The sequence below is a fragment of the Dyella sp. genome (assembly GCF_035277725.1).
Lineage (GTDB): Bacteria > Pseudomonadota > Gammaproteobacteria > Xanthomonadales > Rhodanobacteraceae > Dyella_B.
Genome location: NZ_DATEJY010000203.1, coordinates 1 through 22,874, shown reverse-complemented (window position 1 = coordinate 22,874; position 22,874 = coordinate 1). Strand labels below are relative to the sequence as shown.

General features: G+C 61.2%; 18 protein-coding genes and 1 riboswitch. Of the genes, 10 read left to right on the top strand and 8 right to left on the bottom strand.

The window, feature by feature from the left end; genetic code table 11:
• Nucleotides 1-1,334 (top strand): FAD-binding oxidoreductase (locus tag VJR68_RS17605; protein ID WP_324149853.1); only part of this gene is annotated, 1,334 nt, incomplete at its 5' end.
• Entirely contained in the window at nt 1,331-1,924 is a 594-nt protein-coding gene (locus tag VJR68_RS17600) for a uracil-DNA glycosylase family protein (protein WP_324149851.1), read from the top strand. The genes VJR68_RS17605 and VJR68_RS17600, both read left to right, overlap by 4 nt.
• 64 nt (nt 1,925-1,988) lie before the next feature.
• Here VJR68_RS17600 and rhtC read toward each other — a convergent pair whose 3' ends face one another.
• Nucleotides 1,989-2,618 (bottom strand): threonine export protein RhtC, encoded by a 630-nt coding sequence (gene rhtC / locus VJR68_RS17595; protein ID WP_324149850.1) that lies wholly within the window; start codon nt 2,616-2,618, stop codon nt 1,989-1,991.
• 198 nt (nt 2,619-2,816) lie between these two features.
• Here rhtC and VJR68_RS17590 point away from each other — a divergent pair, with 198 nt between their 5' ends.
• The 5 genes from VJR68_RS17590 (at nt 2,817) to metK (ending at nt 9,264) form a co-directional block, all read left to right on the top strand.
• The gene (locus VJR68_RS17590) at nt 2,817-4,076 is read left to right on the top strand and encodes a nucleoside permease (protein WP_324149849.1); all 1,260 of its coding nucleotides are present in this window, start codon (nt 2,817-2,819) and stop codon (nt 4,074-4,076) included.
• A 63-nt stretch (nt 4,077-4,139) separates the two neighbouring features.
• Nucleotides 4,140-5,126: a tRNA dihydrouridine synthase DusB gene (gene dusB, locus VJR68_RS17585; RefSeq protein WP_324149848.1), complete on the top strand. Its 987-nt coding sequence runs from the start codon at nt 4,140-4,142 to the stop codon at nt 5,124-5,126.
• A 163-nt stretch (nt 5,127-5,289) separates the two neighbouring features.
• The gene (locus VJR68_RS17580; RefSeq protein ID WP_324149846.1) at nt 5,290-6,825 is read left to right on the top strand and encodes a lytic polysaccharide monooxygenase; all 1,536 of its coding nucleotides are present in this window, start codon (nt 5,290-5,292) and stop codon (nt 6,823-6,825) included.
• 171 nt (nt 6,826-6,996) lie between these two features.
• Nucleotides 6,997-7,905: an alpha/beta hydrolase gene (locus VJR68_RS17575; RefSeq protein WP_324149845.1), complete on the top strand. Its 909-nt coding sequence runs from the start codon at nt 6,997-6,999 to the stop codon at nt 7,903-7,905.
• Nucleotides 7,906-8,064: 159 nt separating this feature from the next.
• Nucleotides 8,065-9,264, top strand: coding sequence for a methionine adenosyltransferase (gene metK / locus VJR68_RS17570; protein ID WP_324149844.1), 1,200 nt, complete (start codon nt 8,065-8,067; stop codon nt 9,262-9,264).
• Between the two features lie 242 nt (nt 9,265-9,506).
• On the opposite strand, the gene VJR68_RS17565 is transcribed toward metK, so the two are convergent.
• Nucleotides 9,507-10,601 (bottom strand): D-alanyl-D-alanine carboxypeptidase family protein, encoded by a 1,095-nt coding sequence (locus tag VJR68_RS17565; RefSeq protein WP_324149842.1) that lies wholly within the window; start codon nt 10,599-10,601, stop codon nt 9,507-9,509.
• A 267-nt stretch (nt 10,602-10,868) separates the two neighbouring features.
• Between VJR68_RS17565 and VJR68_RS17560 the strand changes: the two genes are divergently transcribed.
• Nucleotides 10,869-12,749: an ATP-binding cassette domain-containing protein gene (locus VJR68_RS17560; protein WP_324149841.1), complete on the top strand. Its 1,881-nt coding sequence runs from the start codon at nt 10,869-10,871 to the stop codon at nt 12,747-12,749.
• A 53-nt stretch (nt 12,750-12,802) separates the two neighbouring features.
• Here VJR68_RS17560 and VJR68_RS17555 read toward each other — a convergent pair whose 3' ends face one another.
• The gene (locus VJR68_RS17555) at nt 12,803-13,429 is read right to left on the bottom strand and encodes a TIGR00645 family protein (protein ID WP_324149840.1); all 627 of its coding nucleotides are present in this window, start codon (nt 13,427-13,429) and stop codon (nt 12,803-12,805) included.
• 109 nt (nt 13,430-13,538) lie between these two features.
• Nucleotides 13,539-16,244 (bottom strand): phosphoenolpyruvate carboxylase, encoded by a 2,706-nt coding sequence (gene ppc / locus VJR68_RS17550; RefSeq protein WP_324149839.1) that lies wholly within the window; start codon nt 16,242-16,244, stop codon nt 13,539-13,541.
• 99 nt (nt 16,245-16,343) lie between these two features.
• A riboswitch (S-adenosyl-L-homocysteine riboswitch) is annotated at nt 16,344-16,427 on the top strand.
• Nucleotides 16,428-16,491: 64 nt separating this feature from the next.
• Here ppc and ahcY point away from each other — a divergent pair.
• Nucleotides 16,492-17,922 (top strand): adenosylhomocysteinase, encoded by a 1,431-nt coding sequence (gene ahcY, locus VJR68_RS17545; protein ID WP_324149837.1) that lies wholly within the window; start codon nt 16,492-16,494, stop codon nt 17,920-17,922.
• A 336-nt stretch (nt 17,923-18,258) separates the two neighbouring features.
• Nucleotides 18,259-18,477, top strand: a complete 219-nt coding sequence (locus VJR68_RS22085; RefSeq protein ID WP_414647813.1) for a transposase — start codon at nt 18,259-18,261, stop codon at nt 18,475-18,477.
• A 170-nt stretch (nt 18,478-18,647) separates the two neighbouring features.
• Here the strand turns inward: VJR68_RS22085 and VJR68_RS17540 are convergent, their stop codons facing one another.
• From VJR68_RS17540 to VJR68_RS17525, 4 genes are all read right to left on the bottom strand, one after another.
• The gene (locus VJR68_RS17540; protein WP_324149836.1) at nt 18,648-18,950 is read right to left on the bottom strand and encodes a hypothetical protein; all 303 of its coding nucleotides are present in this window, start codon (nt 18,948-18,950) and stop codon (nt 18,648-18,650) included.
• Nucleotides 18,951-18,984: 34 nt separating this feature from the next.
• Nucleotides 18,985-19,386 carry a hypothetical protein gene (locus tag VJR68_RS17535; protein WP_324149835.1) on the bottom strand — a complete coding sequence of 134 codons (402 nt, stop codon included), beginning with the start codon at nt 19,384-19,386 and terminating at the stop codon, nt 18,985-18,987.
• Nucleotides 19,387-19,689: 303 nt separating this feature from the next.
• Nucleotides 19,690-21,819 (bottom strand): beta-galactosidase, encoded by a 2,130-nt coding sequence (locus VJR68_RS17530; protein WP_324149834.1) that lies wholly within the window; start codon nt 21,817-21,819, stop codon nt 19,690-19,692.
• A gap of 89 nt (nt 21,820-21,908) precedes the next feature.
• A partial coding sequence (locus VJR68_RS17525) for an APC family permease (protein WP_324149833.1) occupies nt 21,909-22,874 on the bottom strand: 966 nt, incomplete at its 5' end.

The following is a 22,874-nucleotide window of genomic DNA, read 5'->3' as shown; positions in this document are numbered from 1 at the left end:
CCGTCTTCGGTGAGAACGCCTGCTCTACCCGCGACGCCGAACGCATCGCCTACGCCTACGACAACTCCCGCCGCAACGCACTGCCCGATGCGGTGGTGTTCGCGCAAGAGCATGCGCAAATCGAAGGGCTGATCCGCGCCTGTCGCGAACATCACGTGCCGGTAGTCGCACGCGGCCGCGGCACCAACACCACGGGCGCCACCGTGCCGGTCGATGGCGGCGTCGTGGTGAGTTTCGAGCGGATGAATCGCATCCTGCGCATCGATCCGGACAATCGCCTTGCCATCGTCGAACCGGGTGTATTGAACGGCGACCTGCAGCGCGCGCTCGCTCAACATGGATTTTTCTGGCCGCCTGATCCCACCTCGTCACCGTGGTGCAGCATCGGCGGCAATCTCGCCTGTAATTCGGCGGGGCCACGCACGGTGAAATACGGCAGTCCACGCGAAAACACGCTTGGCCTACGTGCGGTCGCAGGCACTGGCGAAAGCTTCCGCTGCGGCACCTACACCAGCAAAGGTGCAACGGGTTATGACCTCACGCGCTTATTGATCGGCTCGGAAGGGACGCTCGCATTGATCACCGAAGCCACGCTCAAGCTCACGCCGAAGCCCTCCGGTTTGCGCACGCTGCGCGCCACCTATCGCGACGTAAGCAGCGCCGCACATGCCGTGGCGCGCATCATGGCGCAGCCGGTGACGCCGTGCGCGCTGGAAATTATCGATGACGTCGCGTTGAAACTCGCGCACGATCATGGCAGCGGCGATGTGCCGCTCGCCGGTGCGATGCTGATGATCGAAGTGGATGGCGAGCCGGAAACGTTGCCTTCAGCGGTGGATGCGGTATCGCGCGCAGCGCATGGTGAAGGCCTGGAAACACTCCACATCGCGCAAACCGCGGAAGAAACCCAGGCGTTATGGTCCGCACGCAAGGCCCTCTCGCCCGCGCAGCGGACTATTTCACCGAACAAGATCAACGAAGACGTGGTGGTGCCGGTCAGCCGCCTGCCCGAGCTGGTGAATGGCATCCGCGAACTCTCGCGCAAGCACGACGTGCTGATCGTTACCTTCGGCCATGCCGGCAATGGCAATCTGCATGTGAATCTGCTGCCGCGCGACGAAACGGAACGCGAACGCGCGCACACCTGTTTGGCCGATGTATTCGCGCTGGTGATCTCGCTGCAAGGCACGCTTTCCGGCGAGCACGGCATCGGTTTGGTGAAACGCGAATTCATGCCGCTCGCGCTGGAATCTGCCACGCTCCAGCTTATGCGCAACGTGAAAGCTGCCTTCGATCCGGCTGGCATTTTGAATCCAGGCAAATTGCTGCCGTGAAAAAGCCAACCGATCCACTCGCCTCGTTGCTTGCGGAAATCCGCGCATGCCAGCTGTGCGCGGCGCACTTGCAGGATGGTCCGCGTCCCGTATTGCAGGCCAGCACCTCGTCGCGTCTGTTGATCGTGAGCCAGGCGCCGGGACGCAGAGTTCACGCCACCGGCATTCCCTTCAATGACGTCAGCGGCGATCGCCTGCGCAACTGGCTGGGTGTGGATCGCGATACGTTCTATGACGCCAAGCGCATTGCCATCGTGCCGATGGGTTTCTGTTTTCCCGGCAGCGGCCGCAGTGGCGATTTGCCGCCACGGCCCGAGTGCGCGCCAGCTTGGCATCTGCGATTGCTTCCGCTGCTGAAGCGAGTGCAATTGACGTTGGCCATCGGCCAGTACGCGCAAGCCGGCGTGCTCGGCGCACAACGCGGCGCGTCGCTTACCGAGACGATGCAGGCATGGCGCATCCATCTTGCACATGGCGTCCTGCCGTTGCCGCATCCCAGTCCACGCAACCAGCTTTGGCTGAAGCGCAATCCATGGTTTGAAGCGGAGTTGCTGCCCGTGCTCCGCGAGAAGATCAAGCAGGTCCTGTAGGCTGGGCTGAAATCCCAGCATGGATGCACGACAAAAGCTGGGATTTCATCCCAGCTTACGCAACTCACACAGCGCGGCGCGAAAAGATCAGGTGCAAGCCAAACAGCATGAACACCGCGCCCGCACAACCATCAATCCAGCGACTGATGCGCAAATAGCCACGACGCATCACCGGCAGCGCAAAGCAGCCGGCCACGAACGAAAACCATAGAAACGTCTCGGCCACCACCAACGCCCACAAGCCCCAGCGCGCCGCCGACGACACGCCTTCACCCACGAAGGCCGAAAAAATGCTGCCGAAATAGATCACCACCTTGGGATTGGCAAGGTTGGTGAACAAACCATTGCGCATCGAGCGCCACGCACCGGCGAAGACTTGTACCGCATCCGAAGGCTGCGTCTGGGCGGGCTTGGCCAGCGCACCGCGCAACATCTTGATGCCCATCCAGCACAGATACAGCCCGCCGCAGATGGAAATCAGCCGCTCCAGCCAGATCAGCTTGTGCAACAGCAATTGCAGCCCCAGCAACGCCAGTGCCGCCCACATCGCCACGCCGAGCGTGATGCCCGCCACGCCAGCCATCGCCTCATGCCGCGAGCGGCTGACCGCCGTCTGCGAGACGAAAAAGAAATCCGGCCCCGGACTCATCAGGGCAATGATCTGGACGATCGCGATGGTGATGAACAGGCTCATGGGGTCGCTCCGGATGACGTCGGTGCAGTGTAAGCGCCACTGGGTGCGGCGGCGATCCTTGCTGGTCGGGTCAGGCTTCCCTTACGCTGCTGGGAAATTCAGCCTCGTCATTCCGGCGCAGGCCCTCACTGCATCATCGAAAACCGAGCAAATCGGTGCACCACCAGGGGAAAGCAAAACCATGCAGGAAACCAGCCCATGAGCCTGAAGCTGCGACTCATCGCGATGAATTTCCTGCAGTACTTCATCTGGGGGGCCTGGCTGATCACCATCGGCGCCTACTGGTTTCAAAACAGGCATTGGTCCGGCACGCAGTTCGGCGCGATTTTCTCCACCATGGGCCTGGCGTCGCTGTTCATGCCGTCGATCCTGGGCGTGGTCGCCGACAAGTGGATTCGTGCCGAGCGCCTGTATGGCTGCATGCATCTCGCGGGCGCGGCCGTGCTGTGCGTCGTGCCGCAGATCAACGAACCCGGCACGCTGTTCTGGGTGATGCTGCTGAACATGATGTGCTACATGCCCACCATTTCGCTGGCCATCACCGTGGCCTACAACGCGCTGAAACGCGACGGCGCGGACGTGGTGCGCGTGTATCCGCCGATCCGCGTATGGGGCACGGTGGGTTTCATTGCGGCGATGTGGATGGTGAGCCTGCTGCACCTGGAAACCACTACCGGGCAGTTCTACGTGGCGGCCGGCGCATCGCTGCTGCTCGGCATCTATGCGTTTACGCTGCCACCTTGCCCACCGCGCCTGCTCGGCCAGGACCATCGTTCCTGGCTGGATGCGCTGGGCCTTACCTCGTTCGCGCTGTTCAAGCAGGCAAAGATGGCGATCTTTTTCATCTTCGCCATGCTGCTCGGCGCCGCATTGCAGTTGACCAATGCCTACGGCGATACCTTCCTGCACGACTTCGCCCATGTCGATGCGTACAAGGATCTGATCGCGGTGCGTTATCCGGCAATCATCATGTCGATTTCGCAGGTGTCGGAAACGCTGTTCATCCTCGCCATTCCGTTCTTTCTGAAACGCTTCGGCATCAAGACCGTGATGCTGATCAGCATGCTGGCGTGGACGCTGCGCTTCGGCCTGTTCGCGTTTGGCGATCCCGGCAATGGTCTATGGATGATCGTGTTGTCGTGCATCGTCTACGGCATGGCGTTCGATTTCTTCAATATTTCCGGTTCGCTGTTTGTGGAAGGCCAGAGCGACCCGGCCATCCGCGCCAGCGCGCAAGGCTTGTTCATGCTGATGACCAACGGCATCGGCGCTGTGCTGGGCAGCTCGATCAGCGGCTGGGTGATCGATGCGTATTTCACCCGCCCCGACCATTCGCTGGAATGGCACGGCATCTGGCTCACTTTCGCCGGGTATTCGCTGGTGGTGGCGGTGCTGTTCGTGTTCCTGTTCAAGCACCAGCATGAGCCGGAGGCCATGCAGACCGCTACCGCACATTGACCCGCGTTGTGGGGGTTCGCACCCCAACCTACGGGGAACGTGGGCCGCGGGTACAATGCGCGGATGCAAATCGGCCCCTACCGCATCGACCCGCCCGTGGTGCTCGCCCCCATGGCGGGCGTCACCGACAAGCCTTTCCGCCTGCTGTGCAAACGGCTGGGCGCGGGGCTGGCCGTGTCGGAGATGACGACCGCCGACCCCCGTCTGTGGCAAACGCGCAAATCGCTCAAGCGCATGGACCATGATGGCGAGCCCGAACCCGTAAGCGTGCAGATTGCCGGCTACGACCCTGGCATGCTGGCCGAAGCGGCGCACTTCAACGTCGCCAACGGTGCGCAGATCATCGACATCAACATGGGCTGTCCGGCGAAGAAGGTCTGCAACGTGTGGTCCGGATCGGCGCTGTTGCAGGACGAGCCGCTGGTCGCGCGCATCGTGAAAGCGGTGGTGGATGCAGTGGAGGTTCCGGTCACGCTCAAAATCCGCACCGGCTGGGATCGGCATCGCAAGAATGCGCTCACCATCGCCCGCATTGCCGAAGACAACGGCATCGCCGCATTAGCAGTGCATGGCCGCACGCGTGCCGATAAATACGAAGGCGAAGCCGAATACGAAACCATTGCTGCGGTGAAGGCTGCGGTGCGTATTCCGGTGCTCGCCAACGGTGACATCACGACGCCACAGCAAGCCAAACACGTACTCGATGTAACACGCGCCGACGCGGTGATGGTTGGCCGTGGCGCGCAAGGCCGTCCATGGATTTTCCGCGAGATCGCGCATTACCTTGCTACCGGCGAGCTGCTCGCGGAACCCTCGCCACGGGACGTTGCAAACATCCTGCTCGGCCACCTCGATCATCTGCATGCGTTCTACGGCGAGCACGCTGGCGTGCGCATCGCGCGCAAGCACCTGGGCTGGTATGCGAAAGATCGGCCGCAAAATGCCGCATTCCGCGATGTAGTGAATCGTGCCGAGACGATGCACGAGCAACTGCGGCTGACGCGCGCCTATTTCGAGAGCTTGCAAGATAGCTGGCGCGCCGCCGCCTGAATAAACACGTCGCAGCGCAAGGCGCGCAGGCTGAATGCGAATTCGACGCTATTTAAAGCATTAATGCCTAATCCGCCTTCCAGACTCTATTTAGATTCTGAGTTTCGGCGCTCTTCCCGCGGAAAAATCCTCCCCAGACAACGATGACCGTCTTGGAGGGAACATGAAAACGCGTATTGACTTTCAACCCATCGGCGAGCGCCGCGGAAAGCTCGCACTGCTGGGCCTGCTGGCCGCTTCCGCGGCCGCATTGAGCCTGCTGCCCGCCAGCAACGCGCAAGCACATGGTTACGTGACCGGCGATGCAAAATCGCGCTCCTTTCTATGCTCCGAAAAAGGCGGCGCCCTGAACGCCAACTGCGGTGGCTGGGAATGGGATGCGCATAGCGTCGAATACACACCCACCCCACACCCGACCGTCTCGTTGCACCACTACCCGGACGAACAGCGCAAGTGCAGCAGCCCGTTCACGCAGTGCGGCCCGGCTGATGGCTGGATCGCATCAGGTGGCAGGTACGACGGCGGCTATGGCGCCATCAACGAGCAGAACGCCACGCGCTGGTACAAGAACCCCATCACGCCCGGCGAGCATACGTTTACGTGGCACTACCACGCGGGCCATCCGGTTACTTACAAAGAGTTCTACATCACCAGGAAAGATTGGAACCCGAATGCGCCCTTGACGCGGGATTCGTTCGAGCAAACCCCGATTGCCCGCTTTGGCCCTCGCGACAAGCCTGCGGACAACTCATCGACGAATTACAAGGTGAACATCCCCGGCGACCGTAACGGCTATCAAATCCTTCTGGCCACCTGGAAGGTGGGCGATACCCCGGCCACGTTCTATCAGGTGATCGATCTGGATATCCAAAACGGCGACGTCCCTCAGCCTGACTGGAAAGTCATCGGTAGCATGAATCCTGAGCCGCTGCTGCCTGGCGACAAGGTGGGCGTACGTGTATTCACCGCGCAGGGCGAAGTGCTACCGCAGCCCGACATGCTGGTGATCGATAGCGAACAGCTGAGCGATCCCAACGTTTGGTCGCACGCACTGGCCACGAAACTCAACGCGGGCAATCTTGGTTTCTCCACTGGCGTGCTGGATGACCAGGGCCATGTGACGCCTAACTACGGCCCCAACCAGTTCTACGTTCGCCCCGACAGCCGCGTGACGCAAGTAATGCTGGTCAAGCACATTGCCGATCTGCCGACCCAGCTGCGCCTGACCGGACTGCAAGACAGCTATACCATTGCGGATGGCCGCGTGAATCTGCACTACAACGCCATCGCCATAGGCAACGAAACCTATACCATCAACACGGCGGTGTTCCTCAACGGCAAGCCTGTCGCCTACAAAGTGGGCTCGGTGGGCAACCATGCGCACTTCAGCGTGACGCTGGATAACGCCACGCCGGGTACGTACGACGTTACCGCGACGGCCACCGCCAATAACCAGTACAAGGCGAGTGCATCCCAACGCTTCACCGTAGCGAATGAGGCGCCTGCACCCGGCCATGACTTTGTGTATCCCGCGGGCCATGGCCAGTACCTCACCGGCACCACCGTACTGCAGCCGAAGGACGGTAACGTGTATGAATGCAAAGTGGCGGGCTGGTGCAACGTGGCGCTTAACCCTGCCGATCCCGCCTATGAGCCCGGCGTAGGCCGCGCTTGGGAGCAAGCCTGGAGCCGCAAGTAAATCGAGCGGCGAAACCGTCGTTTCTTCTGTAAAGCAAAATCAGCAGAGCGGTAAGAAAAGGGAACAACGCCGGCACATCGTTGCCGGCTTTGTTTCGTCATGAAGCCCTCGCAAACCTTTGCGGCATCGAAACGGGCATCATCGGCAAATCGCTTTCCTGACAGTGCCACGATGCCTTCACCCTTCGCGCGTTCTTCTCTCGGCATGGTGTGCCGCACACTGTTGCTACTGAGCACAGCAATCGTGCTCAACGGCTGCGAAGGAACCTTGTTTGCCGGCTTGAATGCAACCAACCGCCGTGCCGGCATCGACGCGCAACGCAGCGTCGTCTTTGATGCGACACATGGTTTGAAGTTGGACATCTATCGCCCTGCCAGCAGCACGCATGCACCGCTCGTGGTGTTTTTCTACGGTGGCAGCTGGGTGCGCGGCGAGCGCTCGTGGTATCGCTTCGTAGGTACGGCGCTGGCTGCGCACGGTGTGGTGACGGTGATTCCGGATTACCGCAAATATCCGCACGTAAACATGGACGGCTTTATGCAAGACGCTGCGCGCGCGGTGGCATGGGCGCGCGGGCATGCGCAAGAACTGGGCGCCGCGCCAGGCGACATCTTCATCATGGGCCATTCCGCCGGTGGGCAGATCGGCGCGCTGCTGACGACCGATCCGTCATGGCTCGCCCCGTACGGCTTGCGCCCGGACGAATTGGCCGGCTTTATCGGCCTGGCCGGCTGCTACGACTTCATGCCGATTCCCGCCAACGAAAAAGACATGCTCGGCATGTTCGGCCGTGATGCGGCATCGCAAGCGCGCGCACAGCCGGTGCGCTTCGTGCGCGGCGCCGAACCGCCGATGCTGCTGTTGCAGGGACTGGCGGACCACGAAGTAGAGCCTTCGAATGCGCGGTCACTTGCGTATGCCCTGCAAGCCCAGCATGAGGACGTGACCTTGCGCTTGTATCCGGGCATCAGCCACAACGCACTGGTCTTCGCCCTGTCACGGCCATTCCGGGCGGAAGCGCCCACGCTGAATGACGTATTGCGCTTCATCCACGACCACCCGCTGGCCGCCGCCCCCTGATGCCGCGGCCGCGCCTCGTTTGGACGTCTATTTGCCGCATCCGGCCTGAACCCGTCACATGTCTATGCCAGACTGGGCAGTGAAACCCCGGGCTAGTGCGTGTATGATGCGCAATTCCCCTTTCCATCTCTTTATCCGTAAAGAAGGATATAAGCCACGATGAGCAACTACCTCTTCACCTCCGAATCGGTCTCCGAAGGCCATCCGGACAAGGTCGCCGACCAGATCTCCGACGCCGTGCTGGACGCGATCCTGACCCAGGACAAGCGCGCCCGCGTGGCCTGCGAAACCCTGGTGAAGACCGGCGTAGCCATCGTCGCCGGCGAAGTCACCACCAGCGCCTGGATCGACCTGGAAGCACTGACCCGCAAGGTGATCCTGGACATCGGCTACGACTCCAGCAACGTCGGCTTCGATGGCGAAACCTGCGGCGTGCTGAACCTGATCGGCAAGCAGTCGCCCGATATCAACCAGGGCGTGGACCGCAAGAAGCCCGAGGAACAGGGCGCCGGCGACCAGGGCCTGATGTTCGGCTACGCCACCAACGAGACCAAGGACTTCATGCCGGCGGCGATCTACTACTCGCACCGCCTGGTGGAGCAGCAGGCCAAGGTCCGCAAGAAGAAGAACTCCCCGCTGCCGTGGCTGCGCCCGGACGCGAAGAGCCAGGTCACCCTGCGCTATGAAGACGGCGTGGCCACCGCGATCGACGCCGTGGTGCTGTCCACCCAGCACGATCCGAGCGTGAAGCAGAAGGACCTGGTCGAAGCCGTGCGCGAGCACATCCTGAAGCCCGTGCTGCCGGCCAAGCTGCTGCACAAGAACACCAAGTTCCACATCAACCCGACCGGCAAGTTCGTGATCGGCGGTCCGGTGGGCGACTGTGGCCTGACCGGCCGCAAGATCATCGTCGATACCTACGGCGGCTGGGCTCGCCACGGCGGTGGTGCGTTCTCCGGCAAGGACCCGTCCAAGGTTGACCGTTCGGCCGCCTACGCCGCCCGCTACGTGGCCAAGAACATCGTGGCCGCCGGCATAGCCGACCGCTGCGAAGTGCAGGTGAGCTACGCCATCGGCGTGGCCGAACCCACCTCGATCTCGGTCACCACCTTCGGCACCGGCAAGATCGCCGACGACAAGATCGAAAAGCTGATCCGCAAGCACTTCGACCTGCGCCCGTACGGCATCATCAAGATGCTGGACCTGATCCACCCGATGTACCAGGCCACCGCCAGCTACGGCCACTTCGGCCGCACGCCGTACGAAGTGAAGGATGCCGACGGCAACACCTTCACCGCGTTCTCGTGGGAGAAGACGGACAAGGCTGACGAGCTGCGTGCGGATGCGAAGCTGAAGTAAGCACCGGCTTACGAATCGCAATAAGCAACGGGCCGCTATGCGGCCCGTTTTGTTTTCGCGGCAGATGGCCATATTCGCCGTAGGCTGGGATGTAATCCCAGCATTGCCATGCCAACCCATGCAGGGATTGCATCCCAGCCCGCACAGGCGAGTCCGGCAAGCAAAAACCCCGTGGCATGCCACGGGGTTTTTGTTGTGTACCGAATGCTTTTAAGACGACCGATCGTGCCTGAATTGAAGCGTCAGTCGTGATCGTCGCTCTTGGAAGCCAGTACCACCTTCTTGCTCTTGTGCCGATGCGCAAGCCGGGTGGTGGACTTGGGATGATGCGTCTTGGCCACCTGCGGGCAGCTTCTGCCGCGGTGTGGCGTGCAGCCACGCGAGGCGCGGCGATGTGCCGGGGCGGTCTCGTCCGCTTCCGCCGTTTCGATCGGCGACAGCGCCGACAGCACGCGACGGGTGCTGCTGGGCATGCCGGCCCGGGCGACCAGTTCTTCCGGCGTCGGCTCGTTGTCGAAGCCATCATCCAGCAGGCGGGCCATCAGATTGTCACGGGCGGAAGCGCTGCGACCACCGAGCACCACGGCGAACAGGCGGCGCCCGTCGTGCACGGCGGTGGAAGCCAGGTTGAAGCCGGAGGCGTCGGTGAAACCGGTCTTGAGACCGTCCATGCCGGGATAACGGTCCATCAAGTTGTTGTGACCGCGGATCAGCTGGCCGCGGAACACGAATTCCTTGGTGGAGAAGTAATGCGTGTACTGCGGAAAGTCGCGATACAGCGCCATGGCGAGCTTGGCCATGTCGCGCGCGGTGGAGATGTTGTTCGGGTCCGGCAAGCCGTTGGCGTTGGCGAAATGCGTGGAGGTCATGCCGAGCAGCGCGGCCTGCGCGGTCATCATCTCCGCGAAATGGCCTTCGTTGCCGCCCAGGCTCTCGGCCACCACGCTCGCCGCGTCGTTGGCGGACTTGGTCACCATGCCGAGGATGCAATCGTTCACGGAAATGGTCTGGCCAGTGCGCAGGCCGAGCTTGGTCGGTGCGCGCGAGGCGGCCCAGCTGGAAACCGGCAGATCCTGATCCACCTTCAGCTTGCCGCTCTGCAGCGCCTGGAAGGTGAGGTAGAGGGTCATCATCTTGGTCAGCGAGGCCGGGTAGTTCTGCTCATCCGCGTTCACCGCGCTAAGCACCTCACCCGTGGCCGGGTCAATCACGATGGCGGCATAGCCCGCATGAGCCACCCCGGCATAGCCGGCCACGCCCAGCAAAAGCACCGCCACGAACAGGCCCCACAGCCGGTTCAACCACTGCATTGGCTGGATGGATTGGATGTTCGCCACGGCCTTTCACTCCCAAACCGCGGTACTGCCCCCGCGTCGCGCAACCTTAATGCATGACCATCGCAAATTCCAGAGGAAACGCTTTAATCTGCCATGCTAAGTGCATGTTTTATTGAATTTTACCGGCCCCGAAGGCGTAAATTTTCGTTATGTCGCGGTGACGGTGGTTCGAAATTTGTATCGACAGTTGGCGTCAGTTTCTTTAAGCGAAGCTTTCGCCGGCTGCCAAGAGAGGGAAAGCAAAGAGCGAGCCAGTAGAATGGCGGCATGTCCCTTATTCAACTCCAGCGCCTCGACTTCAGCGTCGGCGGCCCTCTTCTGCTCGAACACGTCGATCTGTCGATCGATGCCAACGAGCGCGTGTGCATCGTCGGTCGTAACGGCGAAGGCAAATCCACCCTCATGAAACTGATCTCCGGCGAATTGCAGCCGGATGACGGTGAAGTGCGCGTGCAAAGCGGCGTGGTCGTCGCACGCATGGCGCAAGAAGTGCCGCAAGCCACGTCCGGCAGCGTCTTCGATGTGGTGGCCGAAGGCCTTGGCGATCTCGGCCGATTGCTTGCGCGCTACCACCATCTGCTTGCCGAAGGCGATCTCGATGCCTTAGGCGACGTGCAGAATCAGATCGAAGCGCAACACGGCTGGGATCTGGATCGACGCGTCAGTGACGTGCTGACGAAACTTGAGCTTCCTGCCGATACGGATTTTGCCGCGCTTTCCGGCGGCATGAAGCGCCGCGTATTGCTGGCGCAAGCACTGGTGCGCAAACCAAATGTGCTGTTGCTGGATGAGCCCACCAACCATCTGGACATCGAAGCCATCGGCTGGCTGGAAGGTTTTCTCAAGCAGTTCGAAGGCAGCATCATTTTCATCACGCACGATCGCAGTTTTTTGCGCGCGTTGGCTACACGCATCGTCGAAATCGATCGCGGCCAGCTCACCAGTTGGCCGGGGGATTACGACAACTATCTGCGTCGCCGCGAAGAACGCCTGCACGCCGAAGCACAAGCCAATGCCCTGTTCGACAAAAAGCTGGCGCAAGAAGAAGTGTGGATTCGCCAAGGCATCAAGGCGCGCCGCACTCGCAACGAAGGCCGCGTACGCGCATTGAAAGCGTTGCGCCGCGAACGCGCCGAGCGGCGCGAACTTAGCGGCAACGCCAAGATGGCGCTGGCCAATGCGCAGGCGTCCGGCAAGAAAGTCATCGAGCTGGACCACGTGCATCAGGCCTACGGGGGGCGTGTGCTGATCGATGACCTCAGCACCACCATCATGCGCGGCGACCGCGTCGGCATCATCGGCCCCAATGGCGCCGGCAAGAGTACCTTGCTGAAAATCATGCTCGGCGAACTGAAACCGCAACGCGGCGAAGTCAGCCTCGGCACGGGGCTTCAGATCGCTTATTTCGACCAGCATCGCTCGCAGCTCAACGACAACTTGAACGCGCTGGATAACGTTGCCGAAGGCCGCGAATACATTGAGCTCAACGGACAACGCAAGCACATCATCGGCTACCTGCAGGACTTCCTGTTCTCGCCCGAACGTGCCCGCGCGCCGATCACGCGCCTGTCCGGCGGCGAGCGCAATCGCCTGCTGCTGGCGAAGCTGTTTGCACAGCCATCCAACCTGCTGGTGATGGACGAACCCACCAACGATCTGGACGTCGAGACGCTGGAGCTGCTGGAGGAACTGCTCACCGAATACAAAGGCACGCTGCTGCTGGTATCGCACGATCGCGAGTTTCTCGACAACGTGGTGTCGAGCACGCTGGTGCTGGAAGGCAGCGGCAAGGTAGGTGACTACGTCGGCGGCTATAGCGACTGGTTGCGGCAGAAACCAGCAGGGCGCATCTCTGCCGCATCGCCGTCGCCAACGACGAAGCCCAGCCAGACCGATGCACCTACTGCTGCCAGCACCGGCGACAAGCCGAAACGCAAACTCAGCTACAAGGATGCACGCGAGCTTGAACAATTGCCGGCACGCATCGAGCAGCTGGAGGCTGAGATCGCCAAACATGCTGAGGCGATGAACGATCCCTCGTTCTATCAGCAGGACAACGCCGCGATCCAGAAGGCGAACGACGCCCTGGCGAAAGTGCAGGCAGAATTGGATTCTGCCTATGCGCGCTGGACGGAACTGGATGGCTGATTGCCTGCGCTCCAGTAGGTTGGGGTGAGCGGAACGCGAACCTCAACCTACGATCAATGATCTTCCGCCTTCGCCGCATGCACATGCATGATGCGATCCGTCCACGCAATGCCGATCGCGGAAACAATAAAGACCACATGGATGATGGTCTGCCACATCACCCCCACCGGGGTTAGCGTGGCGCACTTGAGCATGCTGCCGCCTTCATTCGCCTGCGCAATCGTGGCCAGCACTTCCGGCGAACAAAATGGCAGGCCGTTCAAGGTGCCGGCGGCGATGAAGGTTTTGAGCAGATGAATGGATGAAATGCCGATGATTGCCATCGCCAGCTTCACCTTCAGCACCGAGGCATTCACGTGCGACAGCCATTCGGGCTGATCCGGATGGCCATCCAGGCCAAGCCGCGAGACGAACGTTTCATAGCCGCCGACGATCACCATGATCAAGAGATTGGAGATCATCACCACGTCGATCAGACCGAGCACGATCAGCATGATTTCCTGCTCACCGAGGCCCGGCGCTTCATGGATCAGGTGCCACAGTTCCTTGCCGAACAGGTACACGTAGACGCACTGCGCCACGATCAGGCCCACGTACAGCGGCAGTTGCAGCCAGCGCGAGCTGAAGATCAACAGCGGCAGCGGGCCGAGGCGGGGAGAGTTGTTGAGGGGTCGGTCCATAAACGTTCTCGTTGCGTGAGATTCCTGATGACGCGTAGGTTGGGGTGCGAACCCCAACATTCCGCTCCGTGCAAGCATGGTAGTGTTGGGGTTCGCACCCCAACCTACGTCAGCCGGTGTTCTGCAAGCCCTGCGCGACGCCGTTCACGCATGCCACCAGCGCACGCAAGAGATGATCGTCGTTGCGGTCGGTGGCACGCCAGCGTTGCAGCAGGTCCACCTGCATCAAGCTCATCGGATCGACGTAGGGATTGCGCAGGCGGATCGACAGCGACAAACGCGGATCGTCACGCAACAGTTCGTTGCTGTTCTTGAGCTTCAGCAGCCAACGGCGAGTGCGTTCGAATTCCTCGCGGATCAAGCCGAAGAACGTGTCATGCAACGGGCCGGCAAGCTTGGAGAATGCTTCGGCGATATCCAGATCGCACTTGGCCAGTACCATTTCCACGTCGTCCAACGCGTTGGCAAAGAACGGCCAGTCGCGCGCCATTTCCACCAAGGCGGCCTCGCCGTGCTGGGCAACCGCGGTTTCCAGTGCAGTGCCCAAGCCATACCAGCCGGTGATGATGGAGCGGCATTGCGTCCACGCGAAAACCCATGGAATGGCGCGTAGATCTTCCACGCCACGCATGCTGCGCCGGCGCGAGGGACGCGAGCCGAGTGCCATCTGCTCGATCACGTCGATCGGTGTCGCGGCGCGGAAGTAATCGACGAAGCCATCGCGGTCGACAAAGGCGCGATAAGCGCGGCGGCTTTGCACGGCCATGGCGGTCATCACGTCACGCCACTGCGCTTCGCGTGTATCTTCGTCGCGCGGACGCACGCTGGCGCGCAACACAGCGCCGACGGTTTGTTCCAGATTACGCAGGGCCAGCGCGCGAATGCCGTACTTGCGATGAATGACTTCGCCCTGCTCGGTCACGCGCAGGATGCCGTTGATCGAACCGCGCGGCGACGACATCAACGCCGGTGTAATGCGCGCGCCACCGCGGCTGGCCGAACCGCCGCGACCGTGGAAGAACGCCAGGCGAATGCCGGCCCGATCCGCGAGTTCCATCAATTCCACTTGCGCGCGCTGCAAGCCCCAGCGCGAAGCCAACGTACCGCCATCCTTGCCGCTGTCGGAGTAACCCAGCATCACCCATTGGCAATCGTCGCGGGCGCGCAGATGATCGCGATAAACGGGATCGTCGAGCAAGGCGCGCAAGGTATTGGGTGCGTTCTTCAGATCATCGACGGTTTCGAACAGCGGCGCGATATCCAGCGGAACGTGGGTGCCATTGACGAGGCCGCCGTATCTCGCCAAGGCCAGCACGGCGAGCACGTCGGCAGCCGAGCGCGCCATGCTGATGATGTACAACCCTGTCGCATCGGTGCCGTAACGCTGCCGCGACTCGTGCAGGGTCGCGAATACCGCGCGCAAAGATTCCGCCTGAGCATCGTCGTTTTTTTCAAGCACACGTTCACCGCCCGCATAGGGCCGCAACACACCGACGCGTTCTGCCGGCGCACGCTGCGTCCACGTTTCGTCGCGCAACAAGGCCGCCAGCGAATCATCGTGCACGCGTGAATCCTGCCGCACGTCCAGGCGCGCCATGTGAAAGCCAAAGGTGCGCACACGCCAGATCAAGCGACGCACCGCATAAGCGCCCGCGTTGAGGCCGCGATGATCGATCAGTCCGTGCACGATCAACAGCAGGTCGTCGATCAGTTCGTCGGCAGACTGATAACCCTCTGCATGCCCATCTTCGAGTGTGGCTTCGAGCCGTGCGCGGATCAGGGTGAGCAGGCAGCGATAGGGCATGTCCGCATGGCGCGGGCGAATGGTGGCGGCGGCACGCGGAAACTGTTCGCGATAATCCGCCAGCCGCTTCAGCAACGAGGGTTCGAACGCGACGCGATCGTCCGTCTGGCTGAGCAGACGCGCCAACACGTCGACGTCCGCCATGTAATGTTCCAGCACGTGCGCACGCTGCGTGGCCAGGCTGTTGGCGATGGTGTCGGCGCCGACGTTCGGGTTGCCGTCCATATCGCCACCTACCCACGTAGCGAAGCTCAACAAGCGCGGCAGTGGCACGGCAACGCCGTATACCTCCTGCAATGCATCGGCAAGCAGTTCGTAGAACGCGGGCACGATGCGATAGATCGGGTTGGCGAGATAGAAGCCGACGTGATGATGTTCGTCCTGCACGCTGGGACGGATCGGCGAGGCCTCCGCCGTCTGCCAGCCAGCCGAAAGCGCCATGAAGATGCGGTCGTCGTCTTCCTTGCGCTCCTGCGGCGTGCGGGTGGGATCGAAGTTGTCGACCAGCGCGCGCACGATCGCCTGTTCCTTTTCGAGCAGGGAGCGGCGAATCGCTTCAGTGGGATGCGCGGTGAACACCGGCTCCACCTTCAGTTTGTACAGCCATTGCAGCAGCTCATCGGCGCCGACGTTCTGCTCCTTCAGGCGCTGCAGCACATCGAGCAACGATTCGGGCTGCGCGGTGCCGCTTTCACGCTGGTAATCGCGGCGTCGGCGGATGCGGTGCACGCGCTCGGCGGTATTGACGGCCTGGAAGTAAGTGGCAAATCCGCGGGCCAGCGCTTCGGCGGCTTCAGCATCCAGCCCGGCCAGCGACTCGGCCAGATCATCCACCGCGCGGCCTTCGCGGCGGCGGCGGATAGAGGCCGTGCGCACCTGCTCCACGCGCTGAAAGAAGCCTTCGCCACCCTGCTCGGCCAACATGCGTCCCACCATCGCACCGAGCCGGTGCACGTCTTCGCGCAGCGGGCCGTCGTGGGGCAGGAATTCAGGGTCGCGAGTGGCTTCCATTGAGGCCTCCGGTGAGTCAGTCCCTTAGCCTACCGAATTTATGCGGCAGTGCGGCAATCCATTCGTCATAAGCGACGTTCTATGGATAGAATGCATGTCTTCGCCGAGGGGCGCTGCGACCGTGGGAAAGGTAACCACGGCCAGGCTCGGTGGATGCCTCGAATGCAACGGCGCTCATGACGCGATGTTCGCGTCGGCCTGGCCTCCCGGGCCGGGTTTTCCCCATGAGACTCGGAGACATCCCTCCATGAATGCTGTCACCAACGAATCGACCCAAGACTATAAGGTCCGCGACATCTCGCTGGCCGATCTCGGCCGCCGCCGCATCCGCATGGCCGAAGAAGAAATGCCCGGCCTGATGGCCATCCGCGCCCGCCATTCGGTCGACAAGCCGCTGAAGGGCGTGCGCCTGTCCGGCTCGCTGCACATGACCAAGGAAACCGCGGTGCTGATCGAGACGCTCAGCGCGCTGGGTGCCTCGGTGCGCTGGGCCTCCTGCAACATCTTCTCCACCCAGGACGACTGCGCCGCGGCCGTGGCTGCCGCGGGCATTCCGGTGTTCGCCTGGAAGGGCGAGACGCTGGAGGAATACTGGGATTGCACGCTCGACATGCTCACCCACCCCGGCATGAAAGGCCCTGAGCTGATCGTCGATGACGGCGGCGACGCCACGCTGCTGATCCACAAGGGCGTGGACATGGAAAACGGCGACAACTGGGTCAATACGCCCAGCGGCAACCACGAAGAACAGGTCATCAAAGATCTGCTCAAGCGCACCGCCAAGGAGCGCCCCGGCTTCTGGAAGAAAGTCGCGGCCGACTGGAAGGGCGTTTCCGAAGAAACCACCACCGGCGTGCATCGCCTGTATCAGATGATGGAAGCCGGCAAGCTGCTGGTGCCCGCCATCAACGTCAACGACTCGGTCACCAAGAGCAAGTTCGACAACCTGTATGGCTGTCGCGAATCGCTGGCCGACGGCATCAAGCGCGCTACCGACCTGATGGTGGCCGGCAAGGTAGCGGTGGTGTGCGGCTACGGCGACGTGGGCAAGGGCTGCGCGCATTCGCTGAAGGGTTTCGGCGCCCGCGTGATCGTCACCGAGATCGACCCGATCAACGCGCTGCAGGCCGCGATGGAAGGCTTCCAGGTCACCACCGTGGAAGACACGCTCGGCATCGCCGACATCTACGTCACCACCACCGGCAACAAGGACATCATCACGCTGGAACACATGGCAGCGATGAAGAACAACGCTCTGGTGTGCAACATCGGCCACTTCGACAACGAGATCCAGATGGATCGTTTGAACGCGGCCAAGGACGTAACGCGCGAGAACATCAAGCCGCAGGTGGATCGCTACACCTTCGGCAAGACGAAGCACAGCATCTACATGCTGGCCGAAGGCCGCCTGGTAAACCTCGGTTGCGCGCACGGCCATCCGAGCTTCGTGATGTCCAACAGCTTCAGCAACCAGACGCTGGCGCAGATCGATCTGTGGGCGAACAAAGACAAGTATGAGAAGACGGTCTATCGCCTGCCCAAGAAGCTGGACGAGGAAGTGGCGCGCCTGCATCTGGAACAGATCGGTGTGAAGCTGACCAAGCTGACGGCGGAACAGGCTGCGTACATCGGCGTGCCGGTGGAAGGGCCGTATAAGCCGGATCATTATCGTTATTGATTGCTGCAAACCCTTCTCTTCTTCCGAGAAGGGGCGAGTGATGAAAGGCGGGTATTTCAGGCCGTGTCCAAACTCAACTCGATACAGGTAAAGCGGCGTGATTGAATGACAATGCCCTCGGAATCCCGAGGGCATTGTCGTTATGGGCCATATCATCGGTGAGGGGCGTGAACAGAGCGCGCGTTGTTTCCACGGTGCCTGAAGGACTTGATTCCCGCCGATCATGCATGTCGGGCCATCGATGCGCTGTCCGGCCGGACACACCTTGGCGCATAAACAGATCTACCGCCGGGATCGTTCGGTCATTTACGCTGCGGAGGCATCAGCTTGCGGTGCGTGCGCCTTAAAGCCGTCCTGTACCACCGCTCGCCGGCGGCTCGTCACGCGTCATGGGGACGAAGCTGTGTTGCAAGGATGCACGAGCACGCCACGCTCAAAGTCATGCGGTTACGCCGCAGTACGGTGGAGCGTCCCTTCGCCGAGCTCAAGGATCGACACATGGGGCGGCGCTTCTTGCTTCGAGGCCTGGACGGTACCCGATGCGAAATGGCGTAACGGTAATGGCCTTCAATCTGAAGCGGCTCATGGGCCTGCTGGGACCCGCAACGCTGATTGTGCGACTGAGGACCACCTGAGGAAACGACTTCAAAAAGAAGCACCCTTGCGGGCGCTTCATGGACGCTCTTCAACTGAGTTTTGACACAGCCTGATTTCGCCCCTTTTTTTCAGTTCGCTTCTATGTGCTCCTCGTAGGTCTTCAGCTTCTGCAAGACCTGCGGGTCGTTTGCATATTTTGCGTTCAGCGCATCCAGCCGCGCGTCCGTACCCTTGCATGCCTTGTTGGCTGCGGCCACCGCCTCGTTCACGCCCTCTTCGTTGCCAGGCTGCTGATCCGGTATTTCCCCACGCAAGTGGTCACAGAGATCACGATCTTGCACGAAAGACTGAACGTCGCGCGGGTAGGAGGGAACGTGTGGGCCATTGCCGGCGTAAACCGTGCCAACCGCACCAAACATGCAGACAAGCATGATGTTTCTAAAGAAAGGCATTTTGCATACTCGCTCAGTGTCCGTCATTCGACCAGTGCGGCCTATCCTTGGCGCCACCCACAAACTTTATCACCCCATAGCTTTTTCCAACTTCCGCCAGATCGTTGTTCATTCCATCCCTTGGCGTCGAAGCTATGGATACTGTCTTTCCTGATGCGTCTTCCAACAGCAGAGTTCCGGACCAACTGATCGTCATGTCAATTGCATTTCCTTCTGTATGCCGCGAAGAAATCGCTGGAGCCACATGCAAACCGCTCATGCCGTATGAACTGACCATGCTCTGAGCTGCAATGACAGCGGGTGCGCGATCAGCAATCCCATTGGCATCCAAATGTGCCCAATCAATATCCACACCAGACATTGCTGGAACGGACGCAGGGTCTTCCCCGTGAGCAATCTTCCACGCATAGTGCATGAGATATGCACGCTCCGGAGGCCGTCTTGTCGCACTGATGACTACCTTGGTACCCGCCCTCTCAAGAGCACCAATGAATCTTTCCACGTTCACACCAAATGATGATGACAGGCTACGAGTTGACGTGCTTCCCTGGCATAGAGAAGTCCACTGGGCTCCACTTTTCTGGACTGACATTACGATTTTTCATCAAACGCGAGTTGCGGTTTTTAGTTATTTACCTGCTCAGCGAGCTACGAGCCAGCCAGCCATAGATGATTTTTTGTGGGCTTCGCAGTGGTTTTTAGCTATGCCCCGCACCGCTCAATGACGCAAATCCCTATTCACCTTCCGCACCGCCTCCACAAAACTCTCAAACGGAATATCCGTCACGCCCACCATGCCCGTGTGGCTGTTCTCCCCATCAAGCAACCGCCCCGTCACCGGCTCATCGACGTACTCGAACCAATGCGTTCCCACGATCGCCGGATCGCTCGCCGCCGCCTGCACATAGCGCGCATAAGCTTCGCCACGCTGAGCTTCCGTCCACACTGACACCACGCCCTTGCCGAACGGCCCGCGATCGCCCGAGCCAAAGTGAAACTCGGTGATCAGCAGCGGCTTGTCGAGCTTATGTATCGCATCAAGATCGACGCCGTGTTGCGGCAGGTCCGTATACACGTTGAAGCTGAGCACATCGCAATACCTGGCGCACGACGCCACTGCTTCAGGCGTATTCACCGCAAAGCGGCCACCCAGGAAAAGATGATGCGGATCGTGGCGATGCATCGCCGCCGCGACGATGCTGAAGTATTGATCGGCATAGCGACGCAACCACGCGCTGTAATCCCCCGCGATCGCCGGATGCCCGGCATTCGGTTCCGGCGCAGGGAAATTCACCGCATCCAGCGCCGACCAATCCGCAAGCGCAATGCCCCACGCGGAAGCCAGCTTCGATGCCGTTCCATATTTCTGCTTGAGTATGGCGATAAACGCCTGTTTGGCGGCACTGTGCGCCTCACCATGCAAGGTACCGATCGCCAAACCCCAACGCCCCTGCGGCCCCTGCCCTGCCCATGCCAGTTCGTTGTCGGCGTAATAACCCAGCAACCAGGGATCATCGCGCGATGCGGCCGTGTCTTCGGCAACCGATCGATCGGCGGCTTGCGCAAAGCGCGGATCGAAGGGGTCGGGCATGCGTCCCCAATAATCGTAGCCACTGGAAACATTCCCGAACTGGCCACGAATGGCGATCGACAAGGTGTACGCCAAACGATGCTGCTCGGTCAGCACCTTGTCGCTCCAGTTGCCGATGGTGTTGAAGCCCCACGCTTGCAAACGATCGAGCGTGCGTTTGCGCCACGCAGCCAGCCAATCGGCGCCATCCACGCGGTAGAGATTGGCTTCGTAGAAATCGAACCAGCGTCCGTGATTCGGAAGACCGGCGCTCGCAGCACGTTCGGGATCGCGCGTATCGCTGATCCCATAAAACGCGTTCCATGGCGATTGGTCCGGAGGTAGGTTCACGAACATTGATTCGCGCCCTTGCACATACGTGCGTGTGTCGTCGGGCGTTATCGTGTTGAGACCCAGCGAGAAGAACGCGTGCCCCTCCGGCGTAACCAGCCACCAGCGGCCATTCGCCTTTTGCGTGTGAAACCAGCCAGTACGCGTCAGCGGAGTATCGTCACGGCCGCCATAAGCATCCAAGCCACGGCGCTCGGTCAATTGCGTTTTCAAGCGCAGCTGCTCTTGGGCGTGCGCATGGCGCAAGGCGGCATCGCTACCGATCTTTTCCGGCCAATCGATGCGCGTGTACTGGCCCCACTGATCGACGATGCCGCGATAAGCATCCTGCAAGGCTGCATCACCCGCACTGGTTTCGAGCTTGCCCAGCAACAGCTGCTGCGCCGCTTGCGGTGCGGGTATGCCGAGGCGAACGTCATGCACCTGCGCAAGGCCGATCGCACCTTCCACCAGCGTGGCGACGAAAACCGCATGGCCGTGATCATCAAACGGCATGGGCGGGCCCACCTGCATGCCGAATGCGCGGGGCGACGTGGCGTGCAGAGGAATCACCAGCGTCTGCGCCGGACCGGACGGCAAACCGACCTGGGCATGCAAATGCTGCCCGGCCACGCCATCGATGGTCACATCGAGCGTCACCGTCCAAGGCATGGCGTTTTGCAACGCGATCTGCAACGCACCTTGCGCGCTCCAATTCCAGCCGGCTGCGGGTGTGATGACGATCTGCGGCTGAACGGCTGGTTGAAACGCGTAGCGCTGCAACGGCATGCCATGTGCATCGTGCTCGACCTGGCCAACGCGTTGCACCTGTTGCAACTGGATGTTTACCGGTATGGATGACGCCGCCAGATCAGCAACGTCGGCGGCCGTGCCAGTGAACGACACCAAGCCCATCATCAGCGCCATGCACGCAGCGATCGATTTCATCCGCAGCCCTCCATTACACAGGTAGGCCGGGATGATAATCCCAGCATCGCCATGCACATCGAAAGCTGGGATTTCATCCCAGCCTACATCTATACGCTCTCGCGCTGCCTGCTCCACGTGCGCCACAGCGCATACACTGGCACACCGAGCACGATAATCACCAGGCTCATGCCGGCATCGTGCGGCGTGCTGATTACCGTCGCGGCAATCACGCCCAACACCGTCGCCACGAACACGAACGGCAAAATGGGATAAAGCGGCACGCGGTAAGGCGAGCTCTGCGCACCGAATTTGCGCCGGTACCAGAACAAGGTGGCGATGCCGAAGGCATGCCCCAGCCACTCGCCCACCGTGGTGTAGTTGACCAGCGAATCGAACGTGCCCGTAATGATCAGCACGATGGCCCACAAGCCAAGCACCGCCAACGCGACCTGCGGCGCGCGCCAGCGTGCGTCGATTTGCCCCACCGAACGGAAGAACATGCCGTCCGCGCCCATCGTCTGCAGCACACGCGCACCGCCGGCAATGGCAATGCTGCAATAGCCGAAGGTGGAGCAAGCGATGCCGATCGCCATGATGGTGGCGCCACCCGGCCCGAAGATGTTGCTCATCAAATCCGCCGCCGGCGCCTTGCTGGCCGCCAGCCCCGCATGGCCCAAACCGACGAGATAAGCGATGTTCGCCAGCACGTAGCACACCACCACGCCGACCAGGCCCAGGGTGAGCGCGCGCGGCAAGGTGCGTTGTGGATCGCGCACTTCGCCGGCCATGTCGTTCAAATAGTGGAAGCCGCCGTAGGTAAACAGTACCGGCAACACCGCGCCGATCCACGCGCCGGTAGATACGTGCACTGTCGTATCCACCGCCAGGATGCCGTCAAAGTGTCCATGCGCCAGCACCAGGCCCACCACCAACAGCATGCTGATCGCCGCCAGCTTCAACAGCGTAAACACGTTCACCAGCCATGCGCCGGCACGCACGCCAAACAAGTTGACGCCGACGATAAAGAAGATCGCCCCCGCCGCCACCGGCTTCACCCACACCGCTGGGAGACT